This is a genomic window from Paenibacillus hamazuiensis, from assembly GCF_023276405.1.
Lineage (GTDB): Bacteria > Bacillota > Bacilli > Paenibacillales > NBRC-103111 > Paenibacillus_AF > Paenibacillus_AF hamazuiensis.
In genome coordinates this window covers 2,020,231-2,034,184 of the sequence record NZ_JALRMO010000001.1, presented here as the reverse complement: position 1 = coordinate 2,034,184, position 13,954 = coordinate 2,020,231, and the positions used below count along the sequence as shown (strand labels likewise).

13 protein-coding genes are annotated in these 13,954 nt (G+C 55.8%); 9 read left to right on the top strand and 4 right to left on the bottom strand.

What is annotated here, in order from left to right; translation table 11 throughout:
- The first annotated feature begins 23 nt into the window (after positions 1-23).
- Together MYS68_RS08895 and MYS68_RS08890 are read left to right on the top strand one after the other, a co-directional pair.
- Positions 24-536, top strand: a complete 513-nt coding sequence (locus MYS68_RS08895) for a CYTH domain-containing protein (protein ID WP_248925494.1) — start codon at positions 24-26, stop codon at positions 534-536.
- Between the two features lie 3 nt (positions 537-539).
- Positions 540-1,463, top strand: coding sequence for a LysR family transcriptional regulator (locus MYS68_RS08890; RefSeq protein WP_248925493.1), 924 nt, complete (start codon positions 540-542; stop codon positions 1,461-1,463).
- Positions 1,464-1,503: 40 nt separating this feature from the next.
- On the opposite strand, the gene MYS68_RS08885 is transcribed toward MYS68_RS08890, so the two are convergent.
- The gene (locus MYS68_RS08885) at positions 1,504-2,301 is read right to left on the bottom strand and encodes a carbon-nitrogen family hydrolase (RefSeq protein ID WP_248925492.1); all 798 of its coding nucleotides are present in this window, start codon (positions 2,299-2,301) and stop codon (positions 1,504-1,506) included.
- Positions 2,302-2,438: 137 nt separating this feature from the next.
- A complete protein-coding gene (locus MYS68_RS08880) occupies positions 2,439-3,227 on the bottom strand; it encodes a class I SAM-dependent methyltransferase (RefSeq protein ID WP_248925491.1) in 789 nt (262 codons plus the stop codon).
- Positions 3,228-3,444: 217 nt separating this feature from the next.
- Here MYS68_RS08880 and MYS68_RS08875 point away from each other — a divergent pair, with 217 nt between their 5' ends.
- The 7 genes from MYS68_RS08875 to mtnB all read left to right on the top strand — a co-directional run bounded on the left by MYS68_RS08875 (position 3,445) and on the right by mtnB (position 11,080).
- Positions 3,445-4,650 (top strand): pyridoxal phosphate-dependent aminotransferase, encoded by a 1,206-nt coding sequence (locus MYS68_RS08875; protein WP_248925490.1) that lies wholly within the window; start codon positions 3,445-3,447, stop codon positions 4,648-4,650.
- Between the two features lie 371 nt (positions 4,651-5,021).
- Positions 5,022-6,131, top strand: a complete 1,110-nt coding sequence (proB, locus tag MYS68_RS08870; protein WP_248925489.1) for a glutamate 5-kinase — start codon at positions 5,022-5,024, stop codon at positions 6,129-6,131.
- Between the two features lie 109 nt (positions 6,132-6,240).
- Positions 6,241-7,509: a glutamate-5-semialdehyde dehydrogenase gene (locus MYS68_RS08865; RefSeq protein WP_248925488.1), complete on the top strand. Its 1,269-nt coding sequence runs from the start codon at positions 6,241-6,243 to the stop codon at positions 7,507-7,509.
- A gap of 52 nt (positions 7,510-7,561) precedes the next feature.
- The gene (gene proC / locus MYS68_RS08860; RefSeq protein WP_248925487.1) at positions 7,562-8,464 is read left to right on the top strand and encodes a pyrroline-5-carboxylate reductase; all 903 of its coding nucleotides are present in this window, start codon (positions 7,562-7,564) and stop codon (positions 8,462-8,464) included.
- 11 nt (positions 8,465-8,475) lie between these two features.
- Complete coding sequence (locus tag MYS68_RS08855) at positions 8,476-9,765, top strand: 2,3-diketo-5-methylthiopentyl-1-phosphate enolase (protein WP_248925486.1); 1,290 nt, start codon at positions 8,476-8,478, stop codon at positions 9,763-9,765.
- Between the two features lie 8 nt (positions 9,766-9,773).
- Positions 9,774-10,442, top strand: coding sequence for a 2-hydroxy-3-keto-5-methylthiopentenyl-1-phosphate phosphatase (locus MYS68_RS08850; RefSeq protein WP_248925485.1), 669 nt, complete (start codon positions 9,774-9,776; stop codon positions 10,440-10,442).
- Positions 10,439-11,080, top strand: coding sequence for a methylthioribulose 1-phosphate dehydratase (gene mtnB, locus MYS68_RS08845; RefSeq protein ID WP_248925484.1), 642 nt, complete (start codon positions 10,439-10,441; stop codon positions 11,078-11,080). The genes MYS68_RS08850 and mtnB overlap by 4 nt, the downstream gene beginning before the upstream one ends.
- Positions 11,081-11,433: 353 nt before the next feature.
- Here the strand turns inward: mtnB and MYS68_RS08840 are convergent, their stop codons facing one another.
- Both MYS68_RS08840 and MYS68_RS08835 read right to left on the bottom strand, forming a co-directional pair.
- Entirely contained in the window at positions 11,434-12,831 is a 1,398-nt protein-coding gene (locus MYS68_RS08840; RefSeq protein WP_248925483.1) for an MFS transporter, read from the bottom strand.
- An 88-nt stretch (positions 12,832-12,919) separates the two neighbouring features.
- Entirely contained in the window at positions 12,920-13,714 is a 795-nt protein-coding gene (locus MYS68_RS08835) for a helix-turn-helix domain-containing protein (RefSeq protein ID WP_248925482.1), read from the bottom strand.
- Between the last annotated feature and the right edge of the window lie 240 nt (positions 13,715-13,954).

The window sequence follows — 13,954 nt, the reverse complement described above, 5'->3', positions numbered from 1 at the left end:
TGCCAAACGAAGGAGCGTATCCCATGGGTCAAGAAATCGAACGCAAATTTATGCTCGCCAGGTTCCCCGAAGATGAGATCCGGCAGGGCGTTTTAACCGTCGTATCGAGAAAAGAAATCGATCAGACGTACCTCGCGTTTTCCGCTACCGAAGAAGTCCGCATCCGCAGACTGTCCGAGAACGGCCGCAATGAGTACACGCATACTTTTAAAAGAGGCAACGGACTATCCCGCGAGGAAATCGAATATGCGATCTCCGAAGATATTTATGCACAGCTTCTCGGGAGCTCCGGTAAAACGCCGCTGAAAAAAGTGCGCACGACGCTTGTTTCCGCGGACGCGCTTCATTTCGACATCGACGAGTACCGCCCTCAGTTTGACCTGACGGTCGTGGAGGTGGAGTTTGCCGATACTTTAAGCGCGGAAAACTTCGAAGCGCCTTCATGGTTCGGCCGTGAGCTCGGAAGCGAAGAGGAATACCGCAATAAAAAGCTATGGCTGTCGCTGCAGGAAACTCCTTCCCCGAGGGAGGGCTGAGCGATGGAGCTGAGACAGCTTCAATACGCGCTGCAAATCGCCATCGAGCGCAATTTTTCCCGCGCCGCGGAAAAGCTCCATATCGCGCAGCCGTCGCTCAGCCAGCAGCTCTCGAAGCTCGAGAAGGAAATCGGCGTGCTGTTGTTTCAGCGCACGACCAACTCGGTCGAGCTGACGCATGCCGGCTCGCTGTTTATGGAGAAAGCGCAGTCGATTCTCGATATGGTCGAACAGCTTAAACAGGAGATGGAAGATATTTCGCAGATGCGCAAAGGACGTGTGGTCGTCGGCAGCCTGCCGATAACGGGAGCGCATATTTTGCCGCTCGTGCTGCCCGCCTTTCAAGAGAGATACCCGGAAATCGAAATCGTGCTCGTCGAAGAGACAACCGCGAATCTGGAGCAGCTCACCTTGGGGGGACAAGCCGACATCAGTCTGCTTTCGCTGCCGCTCATCGACGACGCGCTCGCCTACGAGCCGATCATCGAAGAGGAAATCGTGCTCGCCGTCCCGCCCCAGCATCCGCTTGCGGCGGCGGAAGCAAACGGCAGCGCTTCTTCGGTCGAAATCGAAAGCTTGCGCCACGAGCCGTTCATCGCGCTCAAGAAAGGCCAGGGGTTCCGCCAAATTACGCTGGAGCTTTGCCAAAACGCCGGATTTACGCCGAACATCGTTTTCGAAAGCAGCAACATCGAAACGGTGCAGTCGCTCGTCGCCGCGGGAATGGGCATCGCCTTTGTGCCGCATATGGTGTCCCGCAGCGGCTGGAGCCAGCATGCCCCGGCTTATTTGAAGCTCGCCTCGCATCCGACGCGAACGCTGGTCATCGCCTACCGTAAGGGGCGTTATTTGTCCAAAGCGGTCGACGCGTTCATCTCGACGTTTCGCGACGTGCTGGGGCAAACGAAAAGCCGATCCGGCAGCTGAGGATCGGCTTTCTTCATCTGGGTATAAACCCGCGATTTTATTAATAAAGGCTTGGTCTGCGATCCTCGAATATCGGAATCGTTTTCCGTACCCGGTCGACATCGTCCAGATTAATCGACGCGCGGATGATGCGTTCGCTTTCGTCGCCTTCGGCGATCACCTCGCCCCAAGGGCCGATGACCATCGAATGGCCGAAAAAGTCCGTGGCGCCGCTAATGCCTACACGGTTGCACGACACGACGAACATTTGATTTTCGATCGCTCTTGCCGTGAGCAGCGTCCGCCAATGATGAAGCCGCGGCTTCGGCCATTCCGCAGGGACGAACAGCACCTTCGCCCCGCCGAGCGCCAGCTTGCGCGCCAGCTCCGGAAAGCGGATGTCGTAGCAAATCATCACGCCGGCCGGCACTTCTCCGAGCTGAACCGCACCTACCCGCTCGCCGCCGACCAAATACTTCTCCTCATCCATCAAGCGGAACAGATGAATTTTCGAATAATCCGCCACTTTGTTCCCTTCGCGGTCATACACGTAAATCGTATTGCGGACGTCGGCGCCGACCTTTTCCGCAATCGAACCGCCCACAATATGGACGCCATGCTCGCGGCTGAAGGCGGACAGCAGCGCGTCCGTCCGTTCGCCGTTCGGATCCGCCAGCTCGTGAATGCGGTCCAGCGCATAGCCGGTGTTCCACATTTCCGGAAAAACGATGACGTCCGGCTTCGGCGATCCGTTTACCGCTTCGGCGAGCAGCGTTTCCAGCTTGGCAAAGTTGGCGTCCGGCTCGCCGATCGCGATATCCATCTGCAGCAACGCAATGTTTAATGTATTCGTCGACATAAGTTCACTCTCCATGACATAGACAGCAGTTATCTTTTTAATATATGCGAAAAAGGCGCCGGGCTCAATGGTTTTTGATCAGCAAATTATTGCAGGTCGAACAGCTCCCCGGAGTGCCCCGCCGGGCGGCTCTTCCTTTACTGTTTAACGGCGAGCCAGACCGTCCAGCGGTCTTTTTCTACGATCGGCCCGCCTGTTTTAAACGCTGCCCTCTCTTCAATAAAATCGCAAAGCTCCTCCAGTTGCCGATCGGCAAGCTCATGCAAAATCGATCGCCCCGTTCGGGCCATGAGATCGCTTCTCAACGCTTCCATTCCGGAATACGACGCGCGCGTTTCCCATAGCGTTTCCGTTTCGACCGTCTGAAAACCGGCAGCCGCCAAAGCCTGACACACCACTTCGTCCGGATGGCGGCGAGCCGTTTCGAACGGCGCAAGCCATCGATATTTTTCGAAAAAATACCCGCGAATATGCTCGGCGTTTCCCGGCAGCAAGCAATCCTCCGGCGTTCGGTCCTGCACGATCAGCATTCCTGTATCGGCAAGCAGCCGATGGGCTTCCTTAAAGCAAAGGAGTAAATCCGGGTGCGAAAGATGATGGATCAGCGCCCTTTCCAGGATGATGTCGAATTTCCCGCCGGGAAGCCCCGTATGTTGAGCGGTGCCTTGCCAAAATGCGATTTGCGGCAAACCCGCGCAATTTTCTGCCGCCCCCGCGAGCATCGCTTCGGAAAAATCAATGCCGACCGCTTCCGCGGCGCCGAGCTCGATCAGCGCCTTCGTATATATGCCGCCACCGCACCCGATGTCCGCGGCTTTTTTGCCCGGAAAGGAAATGCGGGCGGAAAGCCAGCTTTTCCAGCTGTCATTGACCGATCTTTGCGCGTAGCTGCTTCGGTTTGCGGCATCATGAAAATCGATGGTCATTTTCGGCACCATCCTCGAATATCAGTTTTATGTTTCGTTTAACAAAACTAAGTACCGCTATACGAAACAATCTCATTTTACCATGCTTATATCCTTGTTGAGAAGCGTTTTTCCATGCCCTTCTATGCCGCCTATACATGGGGATTAAATTTATGTTACATTATTGCTAACCTGAGTCTGACAAGACAAGTGAAATCGCAAATTGGAGTGAACGTTTATGACTACAAAATCAACGCAGGCCGGCGCTTCGGCTTTTCCGATTCGGGCGGCGGAGCGCATTCAGGAGCTGCCTGTGCAGTTTTTCGCCAAGCTGGTCGGAAAGGCAAACGAGCAAATCGCCGCAGGCCATGATGTCATCAATCTTGGGCAAGGCAACCCGGACCAGCCGACTCCCGAGCACATCGTGCGCTCGCTGCAAAAAGCGGCCGAAAATCCACAATACCACCGGTACCCGCCGTTTAACGGGTATTTGTTTCTGAAGCAGGCGGTCGCGCAGCGTTATAAGGAAGATTACGGCGTCGAGCTTGACCCGGAAACCGAAGTCGCCATTTTGTTCGGCGGCAAAACGGGGCTCGTCGAGATCAGCCAATGTTTGCTGAACCCCGGCGACGTTTGCCTTGTGCCCGACCCCGGCTATCCCGATTATTGGTCGGGCGTGGCGCTCGCGGGAGCGGAAATGGTAATGATGCCGCTGCGGGCGGATAACGCCTTTCTGCCTGATTATTCCGTGCTGAAGCAGGACGATGTGAACCGCGCGAAGCTGATGTTCATCAACTATCCGAACAATCCGACCGCGGTGACGGCTCCGGCTTCCTTTTATGAGGAGACGATTCGGTTTGCCGCGAAAAACGGCATCGTCGTCGCCAGCGATTTCGCCTACGGCGCGATCGGCTTTGACGGACAAAAGCCGGTCAGCTTCCTGCAGCTTCCGGGAGCGAAAGAAGTCGGCATCGAATTTTATACGTTATCGAAAACATACAATATGGCCGGCTGGCGCGTCGGCTTCGCTCTCGGCAACCGCGAGGTGGTCCGCCTGATCAATTTGATCCAGGACCACTATTACTGCAGCCTGTTCGGCGGCATTCAGGAAGCTGCGGCTGCCGCGCTGACAGGGCCTCAGGACTGCGTGGCGAATCTGCTTGCCACTTACCAGAGCCGCAGGGACGCGCTGTATGCGGCGCTTAAGCGCATCGGCTGGGAAGCAAAGCCTTCGCAGGGATCGTTTTTCTGCTGGCTGCCCGTGCCGAAAGGTTATACGTCGACCTCTCTGGCCGATCTGCTGCTTGACAAAGCGAAAATCGTCGTCGCGCCGGGCATCGGTTTCGGGGAAAGCGGCGAAGGCTTCGTACGGCTCGGACTGCTGTCCGACGAAGCCCGCCTGGAAGAAGCGGTCGACCGCATCGGCAAGCTGAACTTGTTTTAGAAGCGGCGGCGTCCGTGCATTTTGTCCAAGCAGCGGCTCCCGAAACTTTACAAGCGCGGCCGCGGCATGGTATCCTAAAAAGAAAACAAACGTAATGATGGGAATAGTAAGAAGTCGGCTTAGCGACCAGAGAGTAAATTCCGCAGGCTGCAAGAATTTACCGCATGATGCCCTTCCGAACCCGCCCCGGAACGGCCAACGATGAGTTGGACGGCGTCCCTCTGCCGTTACAGAGGCCTTAAGACGGATGAATGTCAAATTCATCAAGCAAGGTGGTACCGCGGAAGCTCAAGCTTTCGTCCTTAGCCGGACGGAAGCTTTTTCATTTTTCATCCCTATTTCCTGAAACGAAGAAAGAAGTGATTCAAACCATGAAGCAAAGGATTGTCGTTAAAATCGGCAGCAGTTCGCTGACCTCGGACGAAGGCGGACTCAATAAGGAAAAAATCGTCTTTTTTGCCGGGGAGCTGGCGCGGGCTCATGCGGACGGCTTCGAGGTGCTGCTCGTCACATCGGGTGCGGTGGCCGCGGGCTTCCGCCAAATCGGCTACGCGAGCCGTCCGAAAATACTGCACGAGAAGCAAGCTTCCGCGGCCGTCGGCCAGGCGCTGCTGATGCAGGCGTACCACGAGGCGTTCAGCGCCCATGGCGTAGGGGTCGCGCAAATACTGCTCACCCGCTACGATTTCTCCAACCGGAAGCGAATCCATAACGCAATGATGACGATCGACGAGCTGATGCGCCGCGGCATCATTCCAATCATCAACGAAAACGACACGGTGTCGGTCGATGAGCTGAAATTCAGCGAAAACGATACGCTTTCCGCGCTCGTCGCCAATCTGGTCAAAGCGAGCCGACTGGCGATTCTCACCGATATCGACGGGCTTTACACAGCCGACCCGCGAAAAAATCCGGAAGCGCGGCGCATCGACCGCGTGGAAACGATCGGCGACGAGCTTTACCGTATCGCGGGCGGCTCGGGCTCTTCCGTCGGGACGGGGGGTATGCTCTCCAAGCTCGAAGCGGCGCGCATCGCCATGCGCGGCGGCGTGCCGGTGTTCATCGGCCAGGTGCTCGAGCCGGGCGACCTGCGGATTGCCCTTGACGGAATCGGCAAGGGTACATATTTCGAGACGACGGCTCATGCGCTGCCGGTCAAAAAACAATGGCTCGGCTTCCACTCGCTGCCGCAGGGCCGCATCGCCGTCGACGGCGGCGCGGAAGCCGCCCTTGTGAGCGGCGGCAAAAGCCTGCTTCCGGCCGGCGTCAAGGAAGTGAGCGGCGATTTTCACCCCGGCGACGTCGTCGAGGTCGTCGGTCCCGGCGGACATACGCTCGGCCGCGGCGTCGTCAACTATGCGGCATGGCAGCTGCAGGCGGTCGCCGGGCTGTCGACCGAAGAGGTGCAGCGCCGCATCGAGGTGCCGCGGATCGAGGTCATCCACCGCGACGAGTGGATTACGCTGCAGCAGGTGAACTGATGCTCCGCGGCGCTGCTGCATCGGGATGCCGCCGTATGACGCCGAGTGTTTGAGTCGCATACGCCAAAACAAGAAGGTACAATATGAATCCAAGAGGAGGAATCACTCTATGTCGATACATCAAACCGCCGTCAGCGAAGTGGTACAGAAGGCCACGCTGGCGAAGCAAGCGGCTCACCGGATGAGCATGCTCACGACGGAGCAAAAAAACGAAGCGCTGCTGCGGATGGCGGATGCCCTTATCTCGGAGCAAGCTTCGATCATCTCCGCCAATGCGCTCGATTTGCAGCGCGGCCGCGAGAACGGCACCAGCGAGTCGCTGCTTGACCGGCTTGCGCTGAATGAAACGCGCATCGCCGCCATGGCTGACGGCCTGCGCCAGGTTGTGGAGCTGCCCGATCCTGTCGGCGACTTGCTCGAAGAGTTTGACCGGCCTAACGGCATGCACATCCGTAAAGTCCGCGTGCCGCTCGGCGTCATCGGCATGATCTACGAAGCGCGCCCTAACGTGACCGTGGACGCCGCCGGCCTTTGCCTGAAAACGGGCAACGCCGTCGTTTTGCGCGGCGGCTCTTCGGCGCTGGAATCCAACCGGCGCATCGTGGAAGTGCTTCACGGCGCATTGGCAGAGTCGGCAATTCCGGCGGACGCGCTGCAGCTCATCTTCAGCGCCGACCGCTCCTCCGTCGACGAAATGTTGAAGCTGAACGGGCTGATCGACGTGCTCATCCCACGCGGCGGCGCATCGCTTATCCGGAACGTGGTCATGAACGCGACCGTGCCGGTCATCGAAACCGGTGCGGGCATATGCCATACGTTTATCGATGAGAGCGCGCAGCCGGACATGGCGGCTCGCATCGCGATCAATGCGAAGGTGCAGCGCCCGTCCGTCTGCAACTCGATGGAGACGCTGCTCGTGCATGAGGCTTATGCCGAAAAGCACCTCGCCACGCTTGCCGAGGAATTCCGCAGCCGCAATACCGAGCTGCGCGGCGACGAACGTGCGCGCCGGCTCATTCCGGACATGAAGGCGGCGGCCGCGGCAGATTGGGATACCGAATATAACGACTACATTTTGAACGTGAAGATCGTATCCGGCCTCGACGAAGCCCTGGAGCACATACGCCGCCACGGCACGATGCATTCCGAGTGCATCGTTACGGAAAACGAAGCGAATGCGCAGCGGTTTTTGCAAGAAGTGGATGCCGCCGCCGTTTATCATAACGTCTCCACCCGCTTCACCGACGGTTTCGAATTCGGCTTCGGCGCCGAAATCGGCATCAGCACGCAGAAGCTGCACGCGCGCGGACCGATGGGCCTCCCTGCCCTCACCTCGACCAAATTCGTCGTAACCGGAAGCGGACAAATTCGCGGCTAAGGCTGCTGCGCATGATAATATTACGCAAGGGCCCGAGAGGAGTTTACCGAAAATGAGCATGACTTTACTGGACGCCAAAATCACATTCGTCGGCGCCGGATCGATGGCGGAAGCGATCATTCGCGGGCTGCTCGATAAGCATAAAGCCAAGCCGGATAACCTGTTTGCCTTCAACCGCAGCGATGTCTCGAAACTCAAGGCGCTGCGCGAAAAATACGGCATCCGCATCACGGGAGAACCGGCGGAAAAAGACGAATTCGTGCGCAAAGCCGATATCGTCGTCGTCGCTTTCAAGCCGAAAGATGCCGTTGAAGGACTGAGCGCACTGCGCCGCCTGCTTCATCCCGGCCAGCTGCTCGTATCCGTCATCGCCGGTTTGTCGATCGAAACGATGCAGTTTATTCTCGAAGCGCAGATGCCGATCGCCCGTACGATGCCGAATACGTCCAGTACGATCGGCCTTGGCGCATGCGGCCTCAGCTTCTCCCCTGCCGTAAGTGAAACGCAGCGCGGTCTCGCCCGGGAGATGTTCGAGGCGACGGGGATCGTCGCGCTCGTCGAAGAAACGCAGCTCGACATCGTCACCGGCGTTTCGGGCAGCGGCCCCGCCTACATCTACTATATGATGGAGGCGATGATCAAAGGCGGCGTGCAGGGCGGGCTTTCCGAGGAGACTGCACGCGAGCTGACGGTGCAAACCGTGCTCGGGGCTGCCCGCATGGTGCAGACGACGCTGGAAAATCCGGCCGATTTGCGCCGGAAGGTAACATCACCGAACGGAACAACGCAGGCTGCGCTCGAGACGCTGGACCGTCATCATTTTTCGGAAGGCGTTGTTAAGGCTGTCCTCCGCGCGGCGGAACGCGCCAAGGAAATGGGCGATGCAATCAGCGAAGGCGCCGGATTGACGGCCGGAACCGCATCCGCTCTCCGTTCCCAAAATATTCAAAAGTAGGTGTTTGATCAGTGAGTTCTTATTGTTTGGCCACATATCGCTGCTACGACGAGAAAGCCGATTTCGCCAAAAAAGCCCAAGGCATTGCGGTAGGACTTACCGTCGGCAGCTGGACGGATCTTCCCGAGGCCAAAAAAGCCGAGATGGAAAAGCATTTGGGCCGCGTTGTCGATATTCGCGTCCATGAGCCTGCAGAGGGAGCTCCGTTGTCGGAGCGTTACGCCGATATCGATATCGCTTACCCCGATCTGAACTACAGCCGGGACATCCCCGCTCTGCTCGTTACCGTGTTCGGCAAGCTGTCGATGGACGGGCGGATCAAGCTGATCGATTTGAAGTTTTCCGGGGAGTTCCTATCCGCATTCCCCGGTCCGAAATTCGGCATCCGCGGCGTTCGGAACCTGCTCGGCGTTCATGACCGCCCGCTTCTGATGAGCATCTTCAAATCGGTTATCGGACATGACATGCCGGCGTTAAGGGAGCAGTTTTACTTGCAGGCGCTCGGCGGCGTCGATCTTATCAAAGACGATGAAATATTGTTCGAAAATCCGTTGACACCGATCGAAAAAAGGGTCGAAACGTGCCTGGAAGCCGCCCATCAGGCCGAGAAAGAAACCGGTCAAAAGCTTCTCTACGCCGTCAATTTGACAGGACCGACATTCGAGCTTAAAAATCAAGCCCGCAAGGCGATTGCCGCCGGCGCTAACGCATTTCTGTTCAACGTCCTCGCCTACGGCTTCGATGTTCTGCACGAGCTGGCACGCGACCCGGAAATCAAAGTGCCGATCATGGCGCATCCCGCAATGGCCGGAGCGATGTACCCGTCGCCGTATCACGGCATCGCCGCTTCGGTGCTGCTTGGCAAGCTGATGCGGATCGCAGGGGCGGACATCGTGCTGTTCCCTTCTCCTTACGGCTCGGTCGTCATGCCGCGGGAAGAAAATATGGCGATCCAGCACGCGCTGCTGTCCGGACCTCCCGAGTACATATATGCGGGAGGAAGCGGGAACGGCTCCGGGACGGCGAATCCGGCCGGTACGGCGTTCCCTCAAACCAGCTTTCCGGTACCTTCCGCCGGCATCCACCCCGGACTTGTACCGCTTATTTTGAAAGATTTCGGCGGTGAAGTGATCGTGAACGCCGGAGGCGGCATCCACGGCCACCCGATGGGCACTGCAGCCGGAGGACACGCTTTCCGCCAAGCGATCGACGCATGCCTTCAAGGCAAGCCGCTGCGCGTCTATGCCGAAACGCATCCGGAGCTGCAGGCGGCTATCAACGCATGGGGGATCAAAGAATGAATGGCAGCATGAACAGACAACGAATCATCTTTTGCGATTTTGACGGGACGATCACCGTGAACGATAATATCGTCGCGATTATGAAGCATTTCAAACCGGAGGGCTGGGACAAACTCGTCGAGCAGGTTTTAAGCAAGCAAATCTCGATCAGTGAGGGTGTCGGCGCTATGTTCGCGCTGCTCCCCTCTTCCCGGCAAAAGGAAGTCGTCGACTATGCGATCAGCAACGCCGTCATCCGTCCGGGCTTCCGCGAACTTCTCGATTACTGCCGCGAGCAGGACGTTAAGTTTCTTGTGACAAGCGGCGGCATCGACTTTTTCGTCTATCCGCTGCTGGCGCCGTTTTCGATACCTCAGGAAAACATCTACTGCAACGGCAGCGACTTTACCGGAGAACGCATCCGCATCGTCTGGCCGCATCCGTGCGATGAGCAGTGCCACAACGAATGCGGCATGTGCAAAACGACGATTATCCGTTCGTATCCAAGCGATCGGTACGAGAAAATTTTGATCGGCGACAGCGTCACCGACTTCGAAGGCGCCAAGCTGGTCGATACTGTGTTTGCCCGTTCCCACTTGATCGACATGTGCAAGGAGATTGGACTGCCGTACCATCCGTTTAACGATTTTTACGACATCATCGACAAATTACAATCGAAGGAGGCAATACGTCCGTGACCGCCCCCATTTTGCTGGAGGAAAAACAACGCGCTTTCGCCGAGCTGCGCGAAGCGAAGACGCTGCTTGCCGCCAAAGGCTGGTTTCCCGCCACCAGCGGCAACTTATCGATCCGCGTCGGCGAGTTTTCGCCGGAGCAGTTTACATTTGCCATTACCGCGAGCGGCAAAGACAAGTCGGTAAACACCCCGTCCGACTTCCTGCTCGTGAATGAAAAAGGCCAGCCCACCGAAGCGACGGGGTTGAAGCCTTCCGCAGAGACGCTCATTCATTGCGAAATATACCGGCTGACCGGCTGCGGCGCGATTTATCACGTGCATACCGTATTCAACAACCTGGTATCCGAGCTGTTCTGGGAACAGCGCAGCATTCCGGTCGAAGGGGTCGAACTGATCAAAGCGTTTAACATTTGGGACGAAGACGCGGTCATTCACGTGCCGATTTTGCCCAACTATGCGGACATCCCGAAAATCGCCGCGCTCGTACCGGACGTACTCGACAAACGCGTTCCCGGCATCATGCTGCGCAAGCACGGCATTTACGCCTGGGGCGCCAATCCGTTCGAAGCGAAACGCCACCTTGAGGCGTTCGAATTTTTGTTCGAATATGTCTATCGCTGGCATTTGTTGAAAAAGTAAGGCTCCTAATAAAGGGATCGCTAGTGGCAGGTATAAAACCCGCCCGAGCGATCCTATTATTTTTTTACTAGTCGCTTTTAGCTGTCCGCTCCCGAAAACATAAAGTCTCCCCGGCTCCTACCGTCCGATTAACTAATTCACCTGAAAAACAAAAAAACCCGGATCCTTTCCGATATTCAGAAAGGAAACGGGGCATTCTTTGCCACTCGGCTAATGTTTGATATCCATCATGTACCACAAACCCATAACGGAAGCAACCTATGGTTTGGGTGTGCGCATTTACCCCAGTATTGGCAAATGCTTAAATTCTCACATTGCACGCCTGAGCGCCTGAGATCCATCTCCCCCGGAACTTACGACACTGCCGGCTGCGGTGCCTTTTTGCCGAACGAGTAAACATACAGCAGCGCGCTGAACACTACAACAACGCTTAGGAATAAAATAAGATTGCCGTATAAATATGCCCGAGCGTCCGAGATCAACGGATGAAGCGGGAATGCGAACAGCTCTTTTTCCATCGCCTTGGCGACCAACGCCGTCACTATCGCCCCGGAAAGCGTCGAAATCATATTGAAAAATCCCATTCCTATGCCGATCTGATGACCAGGCAGCACTTGCGTGACGCTTTCCGCAAGGGCAGTCTGCGCGAAAGAAAAACCGATGTACATCAATACAAGCGCCGTACCGATGTACCAGACCCAAAGCCCGACGGACGAAGATTGCAGCAGCAGACTGGTTGCAATCAAACCAAGTCCCAGGTATACGACAAAATGGCTTCCTCTCTTGACCGTCATATTGCCGGCCACTTTGCCGAAGATAACGGCGCTGAATGCTCCCGGAAACATGACAAGTCCGATATTTTCCGTGCTCAGACCGTACATTTTGCTTAACATGAGCGGGATGACAAACATGATGGACATGACCGTTCCGAAGATCAGGAATCCGATCGCCAGGCCGCTCCGGTACAGCGAATTCGTAAAAAGGCCCGGATCGACAAACGGTTCTTTCGCCCGGTGAATACGAACGATAAACAAGACTAGCGCCGCCAAGGATGTGAGCAAATAAAGCCAGTTCGTTTCCGTCGTAAACAAAATGAGCGTCGTGACCACAAGGCCGAGCAGCACCGCACCGATTAAATCCATGCTGCCCGCTTTGCGACCTTCCGTAGGCAGATACTTTTGAAAAAAAGGAATGGCGGCGAGCACAGGAAGCGGTACGAGAAACAATACGGCCCAATGAAACGTTCCTGCGATATAACCGCCGAGCACCGGCCCGATGCCGATCGCAAAAGATACAGTTGAAGTGATAATCCCGAACATTTTCCCCCTCTCTTCCTGCGAGAAGAAACGGGCAACCATGACAAACACGAGCGCCGGGATTGCAGAGCAGCCTGCCCCTTGAATCGCTCTCGCTATAATGATCGTCGGGTACCACGACTGTAACGCAAAACCCAAAATCGACCCTGTGCTGTAAAGCACGATGCCTATCGTAATCAGTTTTTTGACGCTGAACATATCGGACAGCTTTCCGAATATGACCATGCCCATGCCGAACACGATAAAAAAGATCGTAACGACCCAGCTTACTCCGGATGCGGTAAGGCTGAACTGTTCGGCGATGCTTGGCGTTGACACGTTAAATACGGATTCGTTCAGTACGGCGAAAAAAATAACAAAATAGATCCACGGCACACTTTTCTTTATCTCCGCGTGCTGCGTCACAGAATGGGCACCACTCTCCACTGCATGCATTTCTTTATTTTCCCTCCTATTTTTAATTGAAAACTCAAATCTTGTTCGATACCCTCCTATCCTAACATAAGCTGTGTTCGGCAATTTCTTATCGATTGCTGTTTTGGACTTGTCTGAGAAAAATGTTCATCAGCAATGGCAGCGATATCAAAATGGGCGGATCATCCAAGCGCGGCGGGTAAAGCATCACCTGCTGGCGGGGGATTGGCGTATGGGGCATAACCTCGATCGGTTCCTTGGACCTTGTGCGCAAAGTAGTATGAGGAAGCAAAATGTCCATTGCCCGCATCCCCCAGGAAACGGAGGTGGCCATCAAATAGTAGGTGCCCGGTTTGACGTCGTTAAAACAAAAATCGCCGAGCGACGGAAGCAGCGTTCCGTAGAGAGGCAAACCTTCGGGAATCGGTTTGGCGAACAAGCCGATCAAAATAATGCCCTCAAAAGGAACTTCCGCCTGTACGGTCCCTTCTATTCGGTTATACGCCGTTGAAACCGGATGCCATCTGCTCCAGTCGTTCAGCTTGCGCAAAGTGTGGAAATGGTTGTCCGCCTGATGCGTCTGGTTGCGAAATTCGGAAGGCGTCACTCCTACCCGTTCGGTAAATCGGGTCGTAAAGGTGCCCAAACTTTGCTGGCCGATCTCAAGTCCGATATCGCGAACGCTTAAGTTCGTTTGCAGCAGCAAATCCTTGGCCTTTTGCAGCCGCATCGAAGAGACGTAATACTGCGGCGAAAGCCCGGTTCTTTCTTTGAAAATGCGAATGAAGTGATATTGGCTGTAACCTGCGTATCGCGCCAATCGGGTAAGCGGAAGGTCCTCATAAATATTTTGATGAATGTATTCGATGACTCCGTCGATTTCCGCATAACGGTCGGTTAGCATTTCTGTTACTCCTTCCTAATTATTTCGCAGCCCGAAATAAGGGAACAATAGTTCGTATTTATATTAGCATATTTTTGATAAAAATGGAACAACTTTATCACCCCCTAAATCCCCCTCTAGGGGGACCCCAGGCTTCCGTAGCCGGCCTTGCTCCGCAAAGCCCTTAAGGCGCTCGGGCGCCCTGGACCCGCCCGGTTTGCACGGCCGCTCGCTGCTAGGTCGCGTTTGTCCGGCATGGAT

Excerpts from the sequence above, each read along its gene's own strand:
- MYS68_RS08875 (WP_248925490.1), top strand. The coding sequence starts at position 3,445 with ATGACTACAAAATCAACGCAGGCCGGCGCTTCGGCTTTTCCGATTCGG.
- MYS68_RS08885 (WP_248925492.1), bottom strand. The coding sequence starts at position 2,301 with ATGTCGACGAATACATTAAACATTGCGTTGCTGCAGATGGATATCGCG.
- MYS68_RS08865 (WP_248925488.1), top strand. The coding sequence starts at position 6,241 with ATGTCGATACATCAAACCGCCGTCAGCGAAGTGGTACAGAAGGCCACG.
- MYS68_RS08835 (WP_248925482.1), bottom strand. The coding sequence starts at position 13,714 with ATGCTAACCGACCGTTATGCGGAAATCGACGGAGTCATCGAATACATT.
- proC (WP_248925487.1), top strand. The coding sequence starts at position 7,562 with ATGAGCATGACTTTACTGGACGCCAAAATCACATTCGTCGGCGCCGGA.
- MYS68_RS08890 (WP_248925493.1), top strand. The coding sequence starts at position 540 with ATGGAGCTGAGACAGCTTCAATACGCGCTGCAAATCGCCATCGAGCGC.
- MYS68_RS08840 (WP_248925483.1), bottom strand. The coding sequence starts at position 12,831 with ATGCATGCAGTGGAGAGTGGTGCCCATTCTGTGACGCAGCACGCGGAG.
- MYS68_RS08895 (WP_248925494.1), top strand. The coding sequence starts at position 24 with ATGGGTCAAGAAATCGAACGCAAATTTATGCTCGCCAGGTTCCCCGAA.
- MYS68_RS08880 (WP_248925491.1), bottom strand. The coding sequence starts at position 3,227 with ATGACCATCGATTTTCATGATGCCGCAAACCGAAGCAGCTACGCGCAA.
- proB (WP_248925489.1), top strand. The coding sequence starts at position 5,022 with ATGAAGCAAAGGATTGTCGTTAAAATCGGCAGCAGTTCGCTGACCTCG.
- MYS68_RS08850 (WP_248925485.1), top strand. The coding sequence starts at position 9,774 with ATGAACAGACAACGAATCATCTTTTGCGATTTTGACGGGACGATCACC.